The 15,114-nt window shown below is 62.0% G+C and carries 16 protein-coding genes; 7 read left to right on the top strand and 9 right to left on the bottom strand.

Features of this window, described 5'->3' with window-relative positions:
• The first annotated feature begins 6 nt into the window (after window positions 1–6).
• Entirely contained in the window at window positions 7–2,361 is a 2,355-nt protein-coding gene (locus ACR0DO_RS05940) for a TRAP transporter large permease subunit (RefSeq protein ID WP_480557164.1), read from the top strand.
• A 132-nt stretch (window positions 2,362–2,493) separates the two neighbouring features.
• On the opposite strand, the gene ACR0DO_RS05935 is transcribed toward ACR0DO_RS05940, so the two are convergent.
• The 4 genes from ACR0DO_RS05935 to ACR0DO_RS05920 all read right to left on the bottom strand — a co-directional run bounded on the left by ACR0DO_RS05935 (window position 2,494) and on the right by ACR0DO_RS05920 (window position 4,708).
• On the bottom strand, window positions 2,494–2,883 hold the full coding sequence (locus ACR0DO_RS05935; protein ID WP_480557163.1) for a VOC family protein: 390 nt from the start codon (window positions 2,881–2,883) through the stop codon (window positions 2,494–2,496).
• A gap of 5 nt (window positions 2,884–2,888) precedes the next feature.
• A complete protein-coding gene (locus tag ACR0DO_RS05930; RefSeq protein ID WP_480557162.1) occupies window positions 2,889–3,713 on the bottom strand; it encodes an arginyltransferase in 825 nt (274 codons plus the stop codon).
• Between the two features lie 75 nt (window positions 3,714–3,788).
• Window positions 3,789–4,220, bottom strand: coding sequence for an RDD family protein (locus ACR0DO_RS05925; protein ID WP_170671863.1), 432 nt, complete (start codon window positions 4,218–4,220; stop codon window positions 3,789–3,791).
• Between the two features lie 65 nt (window positions 4,221–4,285).
• On the bottom strand, window positions 4,286–4,708 hold the full coding sequence (locus tag ACR0DO_RS05920) for a DUF2852 domain-containing protein (protein ID WP_480557161.1): 423 nt from the start codon (window positions 4,706–4,708) through the stop codon (window positions 4,286–4,288).
• 154 nt (window positions 4,709–4,862) lie between these two features.
• Between ACR0DO_RS05920 and ACR0DO_RS05915 the strand changes: the two genes are divergently transcribed.
• From ACR0DO_RS05915 to ACR0DO_RS05895, 5 genes are read left to right on the top strand one after another with little or no spacing between them, the layout of a single operon-like run.
• Window positions 4,863–5,252: a DUF4440 domain-containing protein gene (locus tag ACR0DO_RS05915; protein ID WP_480557160.1), complete on the top strand. Its 390-nt coding sequence runs from the start codon at window positions 4,863–4,865 to the stop codon at window positions 5,250–5,252.
• Window positions 5,249–8,038: a [protein-PII] uridylyltransferase family protein gene (locus tag ACR0DO_RS05910; protein WP_480557159.1), complete on the top strand. Its 2,790-nt coding sequence runs from the start codon at window positions 5,249–5,251 to the stop codon at window positions 8,036–8,038. The genes ACR0DO_RS05915 and ACR0DO_RS05910 overlap by 4 nt, the downstream gene beginning before the upstream one ends.
• Window positions 8,025–8,297 (top strand): hypothetical protein, encoded by a 273-nt coding sequence (locus ACR0DO_RS05905; protein ID WP_170443478.1) that lies wholly within the window; start codon window positions 8,025–8,027, stop codon window positions 8,295–8,297. The genes ACR0DO_RS05910 and ACR0DO_RS05905 overlap by 14 nt, the downstream gene beginning before the upstream one ends.
• A 38-nt stretch (window positions 8,298–8,335) precedes the next feature.
• On the top strand, window positions 8,336–9,538 hold the full coding sequence (locus tag ACR0DO_RS05900; protein ID WP_480557158.1) for an RSP_2647 family RNA methyltransferase: 1,203 nt from the start codon (window positions 8,336–8,338) through the stop codon (window positions 9,536–9,538).
• Window positions 9,535–10,077, top strand: a complete 543-nt coding sequence (locus tag ACR0DO_RS05895) for an RSP_2648 family PIN domain-containing protein (protein WP_480557157.1) — start codon at window positions 9,535–9,537, stop codon at window positions 10,075–10,077. The genes ACR0DO_RS05900 and ACR0DO_RS05895 overlap by 4 nt, the downstream gene beginning before the upstream one ends.
• A 93-nt stretch (window positions 10,078–10,170) precedes the next feature.
• Here the strand turns inward: ACR0DO_RS05895 and ACR0DO_RS05890 are convergent, their stop codons facing one another.
• Window positions 10,171–10,860, bottom strand: a complete 690-nt coding sequence (locus ACR0DO_RS05890) for a M48 family metallopeptidase (RefSeq protein ID WP_480557156.1) — start codon at window positions 10,858–10,860, stop codon at window positions 10,171–10,173.
• Window positions 10,861–11,010: 150 nt separating this feature from the next.
• Between ACR0DO_RS05890 and ACR0DO_RS05885 the strand changes: the two genes are divergently transcribed.
• Window positions 11,011–11,814, top strand: coding sequence for a methyltransferase domain-containing protein (locus ACR0DO_RS05885; RefSeq protein ID WP_480557155.1), 804 nt, complete (start codon window positions 11,011–11,013; stop codon window positions 11,812–11,814).
• Window positions 11,815–11,832: 18 nt separating this feature from the next.
• Here ACR0DO_RS05885 and ACR0DO_RS05880 read toward each other — a convergent pair whose 3' ends face one another.
• Genes ACR0DO_RS05880 through ACR0DO_RS05865 form a run of 4 tightly spaced genes read right to left on the bottom strand, consistent with a single transcriptional unit; the run spans window position 11,833 to window position 15,005 of the window.
• Window positions 11,833–13,017, bottom strand: a complete 1,185-nt coding sequence (locus ACR0DO_RS05880) for a vWA domain-containing protein (RefSeq protein WP_480557154.1) — start codon at window positions 13,015–13,017, stop codon at window positions 11,833–11,835.
• 3 nt (window positions 13,018–13,020) lie between these two features.
• Complete coding sequence (locus ACR0DO_RS05875) at window positions 13,021–13,191, bottom strand: hypothetical protein (RefSeq protein WP_480557153.1); 171 nt, start codon at window positions 13,189–13,191, stop codon at window positions 13,021–13,023.
• A 3-nt stretch (window positions 13,192–13,194) separates the two neighbouring features.
• A complete protein-coding gene (locus tag ACR0DO_RS05870) occupies window positions 13,195–14,559 on the bottom strand; it encodes a DUF2927 domain-containing protein (RefSeq protein WP_480557152.1) in 1,365 nt (454 codons plus the stop codon).
• Window positions 14,556–15,005, bottom strand: a complete 450-nt coding sequence (locus ACR0DO_RS05865; protein WP_480557151.1) for an N-acetyltransferase family protein — start codon at window positions 15,003–15,005, stop codon at window positions 14,556–14,558. The genes ACR0DO_RS05870 and ACR0DO_RS05865 overlap by 4 nt, the downstream gene beginning before the upstream one ends.
• Window positions 15,006–15,114 lie beyond the last annotated feature (109 nt).

The following is a 15,114-nucleotide window of genomic DNA, read 5'->3' as shown; positions in this document are numbered from 1 at the left end:
AAGACAATGCTATTCGGACTTGATGGCGTCGAGATAGGCCTCATTATCGTATTTCTATGCCTTTTCGGGGGCATCCTTTCCGGTTTTCCGGTGGCGTTTGCCATTGGCGGCGCGGGTATCATTTCCTTCGGGATCATCGCGGCGCTGGACAGTGCCGGTCTGCTGATCCATCAGGCGATTGACACCGGATCACAAGCCTATCGGGATCTGGTCAATTCCGGGGTCAAACCCGATACCGTGTCCACGTTCCGATACCCGGACTTACCCAGGATCGCCGAGCCGGTCTTTGTGCAGGGCTGGGAAACCGCGCTGGACCGCAATGTTTCGTTCATCGTGAACCGTATCAACGAGCGTGTTCTGGCCGGTCAATCCATCGAGACCCTGCTGGCCGTGCTGATGTTCGTGCTGATGGGGATCACGCTGGAACGTTCCAAAATCGCCAACGATCTGCTGACCACAATGGCGCGTGTCTTTGGCCCGCTGCCGGGTGGTCTGGCCGTGTCGATCGTGGTTGTTGGGGCGTTTCTGGCGGCCTCGACCGGGATCGTCGGCGCGACTGTGGTGACCATGGGCTTGCTGGCGCTGCCGACCATGCTGCGGAACAACTATTCGCCGGAGCTGGCGACCGGTGTAATTGCGGCCTCGGGTACGCTGGGGCAGATCATTCCGCCCTCGATCGTGATCGTTCTGCTGGGTACGCTGGCCGGAGACCTCTATTCCACTGCGCAGGAAACCCGCGCGGTTGATGCCGGATGTACCGACGCGCTGACCTATCTGGGTGAGCCTGCGGTGGTCTCGGTGGGCACGCTGTTTCAGGCGGCGCTGCTGCCGGGGATCATGCTGGCCTTGCTCTATGCGCTCTATGCCTTTGGTTATGCGCTGCTGAACCCCGAAAAGGCCCCGGCGGTCGAGATTTCGGGCGGCAGTGGTGAGCCGATCACCCGCGCCGAAGGCCTGACCTGGCTGTTGGGTGCTCCGGTCGCGCTGATCGTCGGCGTGGTCATGCTGGGCAGTGCGGGTGTGATTGGCAGCCAGAACATCAACGTGTCCGCCTTCTCGGATATCGGCGCTGGTGCCTCGTTGCGCACCAACGTGTCCGCGGAATGTCAGGCATCGATGATCGAACTGCACGGTCAGTCCGCCTGGGATCAGGCCGTGGCCGAGCAAGAGGCCATTGACGCCGCTGGTGGAGCGGCCGCATCCACCCGCCTGAACGAGGAAGAACTGGCCGCAGCGCAGGAAGCCAAGATTGCGGCGGCTGCTCCGATTGGCAATGGCGTCGCCGTGGTTGTGGTGCTGCTGGGTCTGACCTTGCTGATGGGGCGCGGTATCGCACCGTCGAAATCGCCGCAGCCGCTGATCCTCGGGACCATTGGCCTTTTGCTGATGCTGCTGGTTGATTTGGTGCTGATCGCGCCTACGACCTCATCCGGGGCCACGTTCCTGTTGCTGGCGCTGCCGTTTGCACTGGCGATCTACGGGGCCAAAGAGGCGGCGATCCGATGTTCAACCAATGACCTGATCCGGGTGGTCTTTCCGCCGCTGGTTCTGATCATCGCGGTGCTCGGCTCGATCCTCGGCGGCGTCACCAACCCGACACCGGCGGCTGCGCTGGGGGCGGGCGGAGCGATCATGCTGGCGGCCTATCGCAAGCTGCAGGATCAGGAGCGCTCGGGCAAGGTGATCATCTGGTCGACCTTTGCTGTCATCATCTGTCTGGTTCTGGGCGTGAACTTCGACCTGCGCGTCAATCAGGGTAGCGTCACGGTCGAGACCTGGATTGCGTTTGTTCTGGCTTATGCGGCGTATCTGTATGCGCTGTTCGGCCTGATCTACGCCTGCTGGGTCCTGTTCTCCAGCGGGGTTCTGACCCCTGTGGTGCGCGAGACGGCCAAGGTGACCTCGATGGTCTTTACCATCCTGATCGGGTCGCAGCTGTTGAACCTGGTGGTGATCTCGTTCGGCGGTGAGCACTATATCCAGCAATTCCTCAAGAGTTTTGACAACGAGTTCACGGTCTTCCTGATCGTGATGCTGGTGCTGTTCTTCCTGGGCTTCGTGCTGGATTTCCTTGAGATCATCTACATCGTGATCCCCATCGTGGGCCCGGTGATCTATGGCGGGTCGTTCGATCCGAAATGGGTGACGATCATGGTGGCGGTGAACCTGCAGACCTCGTTCCTGACGCCACCGTTCGGCTTTGCGCTGTTCTACCTGCGGGGCGTTGCGCCGAAAGAGGTGACGACGGGCCATATCTATCGCGGCATCGTGCCCTTTGTGATCATTCAGGTGGTGGGGATTGCGATCCTGTGGTTCTTCCCGTCGATTGTGACCATTGTGCCGGATCTGATCCCGAAATGATCTGTTGCATGACCAAATGGAAAAGGGGGCCGTATGGCCCCCTTTGCTTTGCTGCCTTGGGGAAGGGGCCAGCCCCTTCTTGGCCTGCGGCCAATTCAACCCCGAGATATTTTTGGCCAGATGAAGAGCGGATCAGGTGAACTGGATCAGGTCCCAGCGATTGCCGAACGGGTCGCGCCAGACAGCGACCGTGCCGTAGGGTTCGTGTCGCGGGTCTTCTTCGAAATGGACCCCTCTGGCGCGCATTTCGCGGTGGTCGCGGTCGAAGTCATCGGTTTGCAGGAAGAAGCCGACGCGACCTCCGGTCTGGTTGCCGACGGCGGCGATCTGGTTCGGGCCGTCAGCCCGGGCCAGCAACAGTGAGGCACCGGCTGAACCCGGAGGCGTCACCAGCACCCAACGTTTGCCGCCACCCAGATCAATGTCCTGTGTCAGGGTGAAGTTCAGTGTCCCGGTGTAGAACGCGATGGCGGCATCGTAATCCGGCACCACAAGGGTGACGGCAAAAAGGCTCTGGCGCATGGGAGTCAGCCCTTGGTCGGGTGGCGGTCGGGCAGTTGGATGCCTGCGACCTGTTCGGCGATCGGGGCCGTGGACAAGGGGTGATGACTGGCGTCCGCCAGTGCAGCCGGATTGTCGACGCGGTTCCAGTTGCCCTGAATGTAGGCCTCGAGGCCGGAAAAGCGCGCCTTGTATCCCATCTTGGGGCTGCCGGGCACCCAATAGCCGAGATAGACGTAAGGCAGTCCGGCCTCGCGCGCGATGTCGATGTGGTCGAGGATCATATAGGTACCCAGAGAGTTTTGCGGCTGCTCCGGGTCATAGAAGGAGTAGACCATGCTCAGCCCGTCATCCAGAACATCGGTCAGGCTGACGGCGATCAGGTTTCCGGTTTCGGGGTCGGCGTATTCCACCACGCGGCTGCGGATCGGGGTTTCCTCGATCATCGCAGCGAACTCGAACACGTCCATGTCAGCCATGCCGCCATCGGCGTGGCGGGTATCCAGATAGCGGCGGAACAGTTCGTATTGTTCATCCGTTGCCCAGGGCGAATTTGCCCGGCGGCGCAGGTAGGCGTTGCGCTTGGCGGCGCGTTTCTGGCTTTTGCTCAGGCGAAAGGCCGAAACGTCGATCCGGGCTGACAGGCAGGCGGCGCAATCGGTGCAGGAGGGGCGGTAGAGTACGTTCTGCGACCGGCGAAACCCTTGTTGCGACAGGGAATTGTTCAGCTGATCGGCGCCTTCGCCCTGTAGGGCGGTGAACAGCTTACGCTCCATCCTGCCCTCAAGGTAGGGGCAGGGCTGGGGGGCCGTCACATAGAATTGCGGCGCGATTGGCAGCGTGTGTCGCATGAAGGTTCCGTGTTTCCTGAGATAGGATGATAACAACGGTTCCCTGAGCCGCCAAGTGATTCAATTGGCTGATCATTATGCCCGCTGGTTGATCATGACGGTGCCCAGGAACGCATCGGTCAGGCCCTGACAGCGCGCGCTGGTCAGCATCATGATGACCGAGATGATCTGGACCACAAAGAACGCCATGCTGACAAAATACCCTGCGGTATGGGCCACGGCCTTGCCCGTATCCATCCGGGCGCCAAAGGCGTCGCGCAATTCGATACCCATGAAACGCATCCCCAGCGTTGCCGATCCGTTGGCAATTGTGACGACGCGGTAAACGAAACTGATGACGCCGTAGATCAGCGGCAGAAAGAACAGCCCCGCGCCGAGTGTCAGGAAAACCGGCACGATGCACAGCAGCGAGATTAAGGCGATGTCAAAGAGCCATGCGACAAAGCGTTTGGTTGCCACCGACTGATAGAATTCGGGTTGGCTGTCTGGATCGGGCAGGTGGGTCATTCAATGTAATCCGCGTCGTTGATAAGGGGACCCTGTCCCGAAATCCGGGACAGGGCAAGGTTGGATCAGGCGGGTTCGCCGTTTTCGGCCTCATCGCGGTTTTCGCGGGCGCGTTCGTCCATGAACTGGTCGAATTCGGCCTTGTCCTTGGCTTCGCGCAGGCGACGCAGGAAGGCCTCGAAATCTTGCTGCTCGCGCTCCAGCCGCGCCAGGGTGTCAGCCTTGTAGGCGTCAAACGCGCTGTTGCCCGAGGGTTTCATGGCGCTCATGTGGCTGTGCCAGGATTTGCGGCGGCTGCAGGATTTGCTGAACATGCGTTTGCTCCAGATCATGTAGGCCAGAAGGGCCAGGCCAACGGGCCAGAAGAAGATGAACCCAAGAACCATGGCGGCGATCCAGGCCCCTTTGCCCTTGTCATCCATCCAGGCTTCGGCTCGGGAAAGCCATCCCGGGTTTTCAGGGACGGCGTGGTCGGAAAGTGCAGTCATTTGTGGTCTCCGGGGTTGATGTAAATTGTTTTCACATTTTTAAGATGGGGAGCGTGCGGCCTGTTGCAAGGGGTCGATGTGAAAAAGATTTACATTGGGTGTGCCGACGCGTTCTTCGGTTGACCTCACTCCGGATCAGGCGCAGGTTTCGCACATGCAAAATACTGACGACACGACACCTCCGGCGCTGGACGAAATTCTCAATCTGGAAAAGCAGGTTTGGGCTGCGCTGGTTGATGGCAATGCCTCGGCCGACCGGGCGCTGCTGAGTGCGGATTTCCTGGGGGTGTACCCCACCGGTTTTGCCAATCGCGACGATCATGTCGGCCAGTTTGCCGATGCGCCGACCATGGCCCGGTATGAGTTGAGCGAGACAAAACTGCGAATTCTGACTCCGAACATCGTGTTGCTGACCTATCGCGCAGACTATCAGCGCCCCGGATCAGAGGGGTGGGAGGCGATGCTGATCTCCTCTCTTTGGGAGCGCCGACTGGGTGTCTGGGTCAACAGTTTCAGCCAGGATACACCGTTGGAGGCAAAATGACCGGCCCGCTGACCATCCACCGCGTTCCGCGTGCCTTTGATGTCGCGTTGGGTGATGAGGCGCTGAATGCAGTTTCCGGCCTCACGACCGAACAGGGGGAACTGATCGCCGGGGCGGCAGGGTCCAGCCCCTATCTGAAAGGTCTGATCGAGCGCGAACGTGATTGGTTGCCGCAGGCCTTGCAGCAGCCGGATCAGGCGCTGGCTGATGTCATGGCTGCGGCAAAAGCTCTGCCGCCGGATCAATTGAAACCGGGCCTGCGGCAGGCGAAACGGCAAATGGCGCTGCTGACCGCACTGGCCGATCTGGCTGGGGCGTGGCCGTTGGAGAAGGTCACGGCGGCGCTGACGGATTTTGGAGCGCTGGCGGCGGATGTGGCCGCCAAGGCCGAGATCGCGGCACTGATCCGGCGTGGGAAGCTGCCCGGCATGGGACCGGATGACGTCGAGACCGCCGCCGGGATGATCATTCTGGCGATGGGTAAGATGGGTGCGCATGAGCTGAACTACAGCTCGGATATCGACCTGATCGTGCTGTTCGATGAAACCCTCTTTGACCCGGATGATTTCTACGACGCACGGCAAGGCATGGTGCGGGCGACGCGCAATTTCTGCGCCACGCTCAGCGACAAGACCGCTGATGGCTATGTCTTCCGCACCGACCTGCGCCTGCGCCCCGATCCTGCCGTGACTCCGGTCTGCATGGCGGCTGAGGCGGCCGAGCGGTACTATGAAAGCCTTGGCCGCACCTGGGAACGCGCCGCTTATATCAAGGCACGCCCTTGCGCTGGCGATCTGGCCGCGGGTCAACGCTTTCTGGATACCCTGCGCCCCTTCGTCTGGCGCCGCCATTTGGACTTCGCCGCCATTCAGGACGCCCATGACATGCGCCTGCGCATTCGCGAGAACAAGGGCACTGGGGGGGCGCTGACCATTCCGGGCCATGACATGAAGCTGGGGCAGGGTGGCATCCGTGAGATCGAGTTCTTCACCCAGACCCGCCAGTTGATCGCCGGAGGCCGCGACCCCGATCTGCGTGTTCGCGGCACGGTGCCCGGTCTGGCCGCGCTGGCCGAAAAGGGGTGGGTGCCGCAGGAGGTCGCCGACAAGCTTACCGAACATTACCGCGCCCATCGTGAGGTCGAGCACCGCATCCAGATGGTCCATGACTCGCAGACCCACAAGGTGCCTCAATCGCAGGACGGGATCGACCGCGTCGCTTGTCTGATGGGCATCGACAGCACCGCGCTGACCGCCGAGTTGACCCACCGTCTGACCGAGGTGCATGAGTTGACCGAAGGGTTCTTCGCGCCCGGCTCCTCGACCCCGGCTCCGGCCAAAGAGGCTGAATTCGACCAAAGCGTTCTGGCGCGCTGGCCCACCTATCCGGCGCTGCGCTCGCAGCGGGGCGCGCGGATTTTCGAACGGCTGAAACCCGAACTGCTGTCGCGCCTGTCGAAAACAGCGAAGCCGGAGGAGGCGCTGATGGCGCTGGACGGGTTCCTGTCAGGTCTGCCCGCCGGAGTGCAGCTGTTTTCCCTGTTCGACGCCAACCCACACCTGATCGACCTGTTGGTGGACATCGTGGGGACGTCGCACGCGCTGGCGGGACATCTGTCGCGCAATGCCGCCGTGTTTGACGCCGTGATTGGCGGCAGTTTCTTCAATGACTGGCCGGGGCAGGCAATCTTGCAGGCCGAACTGTCACAGGCGTTACAGCAGGAGGCGGACTATGAAACGCAGCTGGATTACGCCCGCCGCTGGTGCAAGGAATGGCATTTTCGCATCGGGGTTCACCACCTGCGCGGGTTGATCGACGGATCGCAGGCCGGGCAGCAATATGCCGAACTGGCCAGCGCAGTGATCGCCGCGATCCTGCCCTGTGTCGTCGAACAATTCGCCAAGAAACACGGCCCCGCGCCAGGACGTGGCGCAGCGGTGTTGGGTATGGGCTCGATCGGGGCAGGGCGGATCAACTCGCAGTCCGATCTCGACATGATCGTGATCTACGACCCGCAAGATCAGGATATGTCCGACGGTCCGCGCCCTCTGGCCACGCGCACCTATTACGCCCGGTTCACGCAGGCGCTGATCACGGCGCTGTCGGCGCCGATGTCGCAAGGGCGGCTCTATGAGGTCGACATGCGCCTGCGCCCCTCGGGCAATCAGGGGCCGGTGGCGACCAGTTGGGCCAGCTTCACCAACTATCAGCGGAACGAAGCCTGGGTGTGGGAGCATCTGGCCCTGACCCGCGCCCGCGTGGTGGCCGGAGACGCAGGGCTGGCACAGGATATCGAGACCTTCCGCGTTGATTTTCTGAAACAGCCCGAAGACCGTGAAAAAGTCCTGCGCCAGGTGGCCGAGATGCGCGTCCGTCTGGCGGCGGCCAAAACTCCGGCCGGGATATGGGATGCCAAGAACGGTCCGGGCCGGATGATGGATATCGAACTGGTGGCGGAAACCGGGGCGTTGCTGTCGGGCGTTGCGCAGCGCGACGTGCAGTCCGGGCTGCAGGGGGCTGTCGCTGCCGGATTGCTGGACGTCGCTCAGGCACAGACGCTCAGGGACTGCTACGATCTATGCTGGTCGGTGCAATGCGCGGCCCGGCTGCTGTCGGGCAAGGTGATCGAGGCCGACAAGATCGGCGAGGGCGGCGCGGCCTTCCTGTGCCGCGCTACCGGGTTCGAACAGGTCGAACAGCTTCAGGCCGCCTTGCAGGACGGGTATACCACCGCCGCCGGGATCATCGGCAGCGTGATCGAGGAGGGGAAAGATGCCGCGCAGTGACGATCCGAATGATCACAAGGGCCTGATCCGAGAGGCTTATCGCATCGACGGCATCACGCTGCCCGAATGCCGCAGCATCTTTCTGGACTGGGCGCTGAGCCTGCCGGCCGAGCGCGACCAAAAGCAGGCCCTGACCGAGCTGCACGCGGTCTACGCCGCGCAAGAGGCTGATCACCCGATGACTCAGGTGCTGGCCGAAGGGCTGCAATCGGCGCAGGCACCGAAACGGCGTGGTGGCTGGCGATCCCGGCCTCGCTAGGGCTTCCCCCCCGACGTGTTCACCACTATGAGGGCGTCATGACCCAAGCCACTGACCGCCCCCGTATCCGACTGAAACCCAAAGCCAACGCGCGCGGTCTGCGCCATGGCTTCCCGTGGGTCTATGCTAATGACATCGTCACCGACCGCCGCACGCGCAAAATCCCCGCTGGTGCGTTGGCCGTGCTCGAGGATGAAAAGCGCGCGCCTATTGCTTTGGTCGCAGTGAACCCCGAGTCCAAGATCATGTGCCGTGTTCTGGATCGCGATCTGGATGCCGAACTGAACGCAGAATGGTTCGAAACCCGCCTGCGCCGCGCGTTGGACATGCGCGAGCGCCTATTCGACGCGCCGTACTACCGCCTGATCCACGCCGAAGCGGACGGTTTCCCCGGCGTGATCGTAGACCGGTTCGGGGATGCCTGCGTCATCCAGCCCAACGCCGCCTGGGCCGAGGCGCATCTGGACTCGCTGACTGATGCTCTGGTCCGCGTCGCCGGGGTTAAGACCGTGCTGAAAAACGCCTCGGGCCGCACGCGGGGCTTGGAAGGGCTGGATGACGAAAACCAAACCCTGCGAGGAGTGGCGCCCGATGCGCCCCTGCCGGTTCCGATGAATGGGGCCACCTATATGGCCGACCTGACCGGCGGACAGAAAACCGGCCTGTTCTACGACCAGCGGCCCAACCATGCCTTCGCGGCGCGGCTGGTTCAGCCGGGCGCAAAAGTGCTGGACGTATTCAGCCACGTGGGCGGCTTCGGATTGGCAATGCTGGCCGGAGGGGCGGCGCAGGCCCTGTCGGTCGACGGATCAGCCGCCGCCCTCGATCTGGCCGCACAGGGTGCGCAGGCCTCGGGTTGCGCTGATCGCTTCGAAACCCGACAGGGCGATGCTTTCGACATGCTCACACAACTGGGCGAAGAGAGTGCGCAATTCGACGTCGTCATCTGCGACCCACCCGCCTTTGCGCCCTCGAAACAGGCGCTGGACGCTGGGCTTCGCGCCTACGAACGTATCGCACGTTTGGCGGCGCCGCTGGTGAAACCCGGCGGCTATCTCGGCCTGTGCTCCTGTTCCCATGCGGCAGATCTGGGTCGGTTCCGTGATGCGTCTTCGCGGGGCATTGGCCGGGCAGGGCGGCAGGCGCAGTTGATCCATACCGGCTTTGCTGGACCCGACCACCCACAACTGCCGCAACTTGCCGAAAGTGGCTATCTCAAAGCCGTGTTCTATCGGCTGTGAAAGCCGTTCTGGATACCTGCGTCATTTACCCCACGGTGATGCGAGAGATGCTGCTGGGCGCGGCCAAGCGCGGCCATTTCCAGCCCATTTGGTCCGCCCGAATCCTCGAAGAATGGGCCCGCGCCGCCCGCAAACTGGGCCCTACGGGCGAGGCACAGGCCCGCGCTGAAATCGCCCTCGCGCAGGCGCATTGGCCCGACGCGGAACGCGCGGTCCAACCGGGTGTCGAACAGCGCCTCTGGCTGCCCGACAGCGCGGATATACACGTTCTCGCAACGGCCATTGCGGCCTCGGCGGATGTCATTGTCACTGTCAATGCCAAGGATTTCCCCAGAAATATCCTGTCGGAGGAAGGGCTTGAGCGCAGAGACCCCGACAGCCTGCTGCAGGGGTTCTGGCAACAAGATCCAGATGGCATGGCCGAAACAGCCAACCGCGTCCTGGCCGAGGCCAACCGCCTGTCCGGAGATCAGTGGACCCTTCGTGCGCTGATGAAAAAGGCACGCCTTCCGCGTCTGGGCAAAGCCCTCACCGCTTAAACCCGGATCCCTCTTCATCTGGCCAAAAATACCTCGGGGAGCCGCCATTGGTTCGAGCGCCAATGGCGGCGGGCTGGCCCCTCGCATCCGAATCTATCCGCCCGAGCCCCAACGCCGTTCAAGCGCTTCCAGCGCCGCAATCCGCTCATCGGTATTCGGATGGCTCATCAACCAAGCCGGAACCACACCGGCGCGTTGCTGGGTTAGGTCTTCCAGCTTGTGAAACAGGGATTTTTGCGGCCCGATCCCGATGCCGGCCTTGGTCAGCAAAGCGGCGGCGTATTCATCGGCCTCATACTCATCCCCGCGCGAAAGACGCGAGGCCAGAAGATGCGTCAGCATGTTGGCAATCCACGCGCCGATAAAGGGAATGAACCGGGCAAACAGCATCATCAACGCCGCGCGCAACGCGTTCTGGCCCGAGAAATCGATCATCCGCCGCCGCGCGTGACCCAAGGCCACATGCCCCAATTCATGTGCGATCACGCTGGCCATTTCGTCGGCCGAGACTTCTCCGTTACGGAACTTGCGATAAAACCCGCGGGTGATGAATATCCGCCCGTCCGGGGCTGCCAGCCCGTTCACCGGATCAATCTCATAGATATAGACGGGCACCCGGTCGATCTCCAACGCGGCTGCCAGCCGGTCGGTCATGCGTTTCAGCGCCGGATCGGCCAGTTCGGTCGATTTTGCATCCAGTTCCCGATGGGTGCGCCAGACGGAAATCCGGTACATCACGACGGCATAGGCGATGGCCAGCAGGATTGGGGTCAGGCGAAGCATGGGTTAGATATGGGTTGGCCAGCACGACAGAGCAACACAAATCTGCCTATTCAGCCCGGCACGCTTGGGTTTCGCCGCCATACAGGTCGCGGCAGGTGAGCATTTCCCCAATGTGAGGTATGATAGGGACATTTAGTCAGGAGCCGTCCTTTGTCCGATCCCTATTCCGATCTCGCCGCGCAACAGAAACACATGCAGGAACGCATCGCCGACGCCATGGAGGCACGTTGTCTTGAACCGGCGCAAAAGGCGATCAGACGAGCCTATCTTGCCGATATCAACCTTTCGGCCGGGGCAAAGGCGCTTGAGATGGGGTCGGGGACCGGGCATGTGACCGAGGACCTGTTGCATCTGGCGGGGGCGACCTCAGCCATCGGGATTGAGCCGTCTCCGGTCATGGTCGCCCGCGCAACGGAACAGTTTTCTGACAATCCGCAGCTCAGCTTCGAAATTGGCGATGCCAAGAACACCGGTTTCCTTGACGAGTCGTTCGACATGATCCTGATGCATACCTTGCTGTGCCATGTGCCCCAGCCGCGGGAGGTTCTTGCCGAGGCCCACCGGTTGCTGAAACCGGGTGGTGTGTTGGCGATTTGCGACGGGGATTACGATACCGCAACAGCCCAGATAGCCGACTATGACCCGCTGGATCAGCTTGTCCGCTTTATGATCAACCAGAACGTCACCAATCTGTGGATCATGCGTCAGATATCGGGGTTGCTGGACGAATTCGGATTCCGGCTGGGGGCGCGGCAGGGGCACGGTTACGTGGCCGAGGGCGACGCCACCTATTTTCTGACGGTCATCGACCGGGGCGCCGACCGGATGTTCGAAGAGGGGATATTGGGGTCTGAGACCGCAGCCGCGCTGAAGAAGGAGGCGCGGGACCGGGTGGACAAAAACACCTTCTTCGGATTCATGTCCTATGTCAGTCAGATCGCATACAAGCCCTAACCCCCGGCGAGGGCCGCCTTACCGCGTCAGTTCCCGCATCCCTTGTTCCAGCCCGGCCAGTGTCATCGGTACCATGCGGTCTTCGAAAATCTCTTGAATCATGCCGATGGAATGGGTGTAGCCCCAGTATTTTTCGGGCACCGGGTTGATCCACAGGTTCGATGGCCATTGTTCGCGCGCACGTTGCAGCCAGACCTGTCCGGCCTCTTTGTTCCAGTGCTCGTTGGCACCGCCGGGATAGGCGATCTCATACGGGCTCATCGAGGCGTCGCCGACGAAGATGCACTTGTAGTCCGAGCCATAGGTCCGCAGCACCTCATGCGTCGGGGTCTGCTGATCCCAGCGGCGGCGGTTGTCGCGCCAGACGCCCTCGTACAGGCAATTGTGGAAGTAGTAATATTCCAGATGTTTGAACTCGGTGCGCGCAGCCGAGAACAGCTCTTCCACCACCTTGATATGCGGGTCCATCGAGCCGCCCACGTCCAGAAACAGCAACACCTTGACCGCGTTGTGACGCTCGGGGCGGGTTTTGACATCCAGATAGCCGTGCTCGGCGGTGGCGCGGATGGTGCCGTCCAGATCCAGTTCCTCGGCCGCACCTTCACGCGCCCAGCGGCGCAGGCGTTTCAGGGCGACCTTGATGTTGCGGGTGCCCAGTTCGACCGTGTCGTCCAGGTTCTTGAATTCGCGCTTGTCCCAGACCTTGACCGCGCGCTGATGGCGGCTTTCCTTCTGGCCGATGCGGACGCCTTCGGGATTGTAGCCATAGGCCCCGAAGGGGGACGTTCCGGCGGTGCCGATCCACTTGTTGCCGCCCTGATGTCGGCCTTGCTGGTCTTTCAAACGCTCGCGCAGCGTCTCCATCAGCTTGTCGAAACCGCCAAGCGCCTCAATCTCGGCCTTTTCTTCATCGCTTAGGTGTTTCTCGGCCATCTTGGCCAGCCAGTCTGCGGGGATGTCCACCGCGTCGAGCACCTGATCAAAGCTGATCTCGTCCAGACCTTCGAAACTGGCCGCAAAGGCGCGGTCGAACTTGTCGATGTTGCGCTCGTCCTTCACCATCGAGACGCGGGCGAGGTAGTAGAACGCCTCGACATCATAGGTGGCCAGACCCTTTTTCATGCCCTCCAGAAAGGTCAGGTATTCGCGCAAGGATACGGGAATGCCAGCTTTGCGGAGGTTTTCGAAAAAGGGCAGGAACATCGCTTACCCTACAAACCTGACAAGGATCAGCGACAACACCAGCCCGACCAGCGCAAAGGCGATGCCATAGCCGGCCGCGTATTGGGCCATGTCGGCGCCGTTACCGTTGCGTTTGCGTGCCGTCAGCGCCCCAAGGATTGCCCCCAGTATCGCCATTCCCAAAACCACGACCATGCGTTATCCGCCCCTGTTGTTGGGGGGCCCTTCCGCAACATCCTGCATCAGCGACCGGGCCACCGTCTCCGAGCCGAACCCGTAGCGCGCCCACCCCAGACTGTCCAGCCTGACGGAACGTGCCTGAGCAGTCCGCCCCGCCTGGTTGAGCGCTTCGGATTTCAACAGCAGCAGCGTCGCCAGTTGCGAGGCATTCTCGGCGCGCGTCATTACGTCGATGGCCTTGTTCAGCTCGGGCAGAACCTCGGGTCCTTTGCCTTGCGCCAGCGCATAGGCGGCGGTCTGGGTGGTGATATAAGCCTGATGCACTTCGGTGCCGGGGGTGGTGCGCAGGAATTGCAGGGCGGTCTGGTAGTTGCGCAATGCCTCTTGCGGGTTGTCGAACTGCTCCATGCGGCCCATCACGTAGTACGGATAGGCGCGGCGGTGGTCCGTCCATCCCTGTTCCTGCCCGATCCGGGCGGCCTTTTGGGCGTCTTTCAGACGTCTCTGTGCCCCGCGTGTCGGCCGCAGAGATTTCTGAATCGCATTGATCCACTCACGCGGTGTGTCGGAAACCGGTTGCGTGGGCAGGGCGTCTCCGCGCGGGTTCAGGCGGCTGAGAATGCCGGGCAGGGCGGCTTCGACCTGTTCGCGGGTCATGCCGCTGCGCAATTCGGGCGCATAGGCCGTGCGCAGGATCAGCATGTCAAACCCGGTCAGAACGGTGTGAATGTTGTCGTCGTTGAACACTGAATCCGGCAGGTGATAGAGGTCGTTCAACGGCCCCAGCGCCTGCGCGATCTCTTCATGCAGGCAGTCGCGCTTTTCCTGCGGACTGACGTCGTAGGGGATGAACACCCCCAGACGTTCACGGCTGCGCAGGCGGGACCAGCTGCTTTTCTGTTTCCGCCGGTCGCGTCGGTATTCCTCGAAGCTTGAGGAATTCGGCACCACGAAACAGGCCGCCTGCGGCAGGATGGCATGGATCTGTTCCTGGCTGACGGCCTCGACGGTGATGTTGGCAGCACCACTTGAGACCTGGCTGATGTTGATCCCGGCCTCGTTGCGCAGGCGGTTCAGCAAGCGGGTCAGGTCGCGCTGCATCGACGGGGTAGGGGCTCCGGTCAGACGCACGGTGATCGGGGTTTCAAACCGGGTGAACACCGGCAGCTGCGCGCCGCCCTCCAATGCGAAATGCAACGAGACGAAATCGGCCGCGATATTGGCGTTCGAGCGCCCGGGGGGCGTCGGGGCCGAACGGGTGAAAGACTTGGCTGGCGGCAGCTTTTCTTCAATCGCCTGAACACGGGTCGGAACCTCGATCGGCTCTACCGTCGCGCAGCCCGCCAGCGCCAGGGCGGCAAGGATCGCGGCCCATCGCGTCATGGGCGCTGATACCGGATGAACGGGGTCTGCTTGCCGATGCGGTCATACAGCTTGCGGGCCGTGTGGTTGAAATCCTGCGTCAGCCAATAGACCGAGGGGGCGCCTTGCCGGTCGGCCTCGTCATACACCGCCTGGATCAGGGCCCGCCCGATGCCGGTGCCGCGTGCCTCGGGTCGGGCAAACAGGTCCTGCAGATAGCAGACGGATTCGACTTTCCATGCGTGGCGGTGAAACAGGTAGTGGGTCAGGCCCAGCAGTTGCCCGTTGACCTCGGCAACAAAGCACGAGAAATCATGCGGATCGTCGCCCAGCAGGCGGGCAAAGGTGGTGTCATAGACCTCATCCGGCACGGTCGTTTCATAAAATGCCAAATAGTCCCGCCACATGTCGGACCATTCAGCGCGGTCTTCGGACCGCAACGCGCGGATGGTCAGAGTGTCAGCCAATCAGATTGCCCCGTTTTGTCCGGTCTTACATAGCCCGGATGCACCGGGCCGCCACCTGCAATGCTGACAGGCTGATCTGCCCAAGGCAAGCGGCGATCACCGAAGGTTC

It is taken from the genome of Ruegeria sp. AM9, from assembly GCF_056540565.1.
This window is presented reverse-complemented; position numbering and strand designations above follow the sequence as displayed.

Coding starts and splice junctions, on each gene's coding strand:
- ACR0DO_RS05935 (WP_480557163.1), bottom strand. CDS start 2,883: ATGCGCCAGAGCCTTTTTGCCGTCACCCTTGTGGTGCCGGATTACGAT.
- ACR0DO_RS05910 (WP_480557159.1), top strand. CDS start 5,249: ATGACCGGCCCGCTGACCATCCACCGCGTTCCGCGTGCCTTTGATGTC.
- ACR0DO_RS05880 (WP_480557154.1), bottom strand. CDS start 13,017: ATGTTCCTGCCCTTTTTCGAAAACCTCCGCAAAGCTGGCATTCCCGTA.
- ACR0DO_RS05930 (WP_480557162.1), bottom strand. CDS start 3,713: ATGCGACACACGCTGCCAATCGCGCCGCAATTCTATGTGACGGCCCCC.
- ACR0DO_RS05905 (WP_170443478.1), top strand. CDS start 8,025: ATGCCGCGCAGTGACGATCCGAATGATCACAAGGGCCTGATCCGAGAG.
- ACR0DO_RS05925 (WP_170671863.1), bottom strand. CDS start 4,220: ATGACCCACCTGCCCGATCCAGACAGCCAACCCGAATTCTATCAGTCG.
- ACR0DO_RS05940 (WP_480557164.1), top strand. CDS start 7: ATGCTATTCGGACTTGATGGCGTCGAGATAGGCCTCATTATCGTATTT.
- ACR0DO_RS05870 (WP_480557152.1), bottom strand. CDS start 14,559: ATGACGCGATGGGCCGCGATCCTTGCCGCCCTGGCGCTGGCGGGCTGC.
- ACR0DO_RS05915 (WP_480557160.1), top strand. CDS start 4,863: ATGCAAAATACTGACGACACGACACCTCCGGCGCTGGACGAAATTCTC.
- ACR0DO_RS05920 (WP_480557161.1), bottom strand. CDS start 4,708: ATGACTGCACTTTCCGACCACGCCGTCCCTGAAAACCCGGGATGGCTT.
- ACR0DO_RS05890 (WP_480557156.1), bottom strand. CDS start 10,860: ATGCTTCGCCTGACCCCAATCCTGCTGGCCATCGCCTATGCCGTCGTG.
- ACR0DO_RS05875 (WP_480557153.1), bottom strand. CDS start 13,191: ATGGTCGTGGTTTTGGGAATGGCGATACTGGGGGCAATCCTTGGGGCG.
- ACR0DO_RS05900 (WP_480557158.1), top strand. CDS start 8,336: ATGACCCAAGCCACTGACCGCCCCCGTATCCGACTGAAACCCAAAGCC.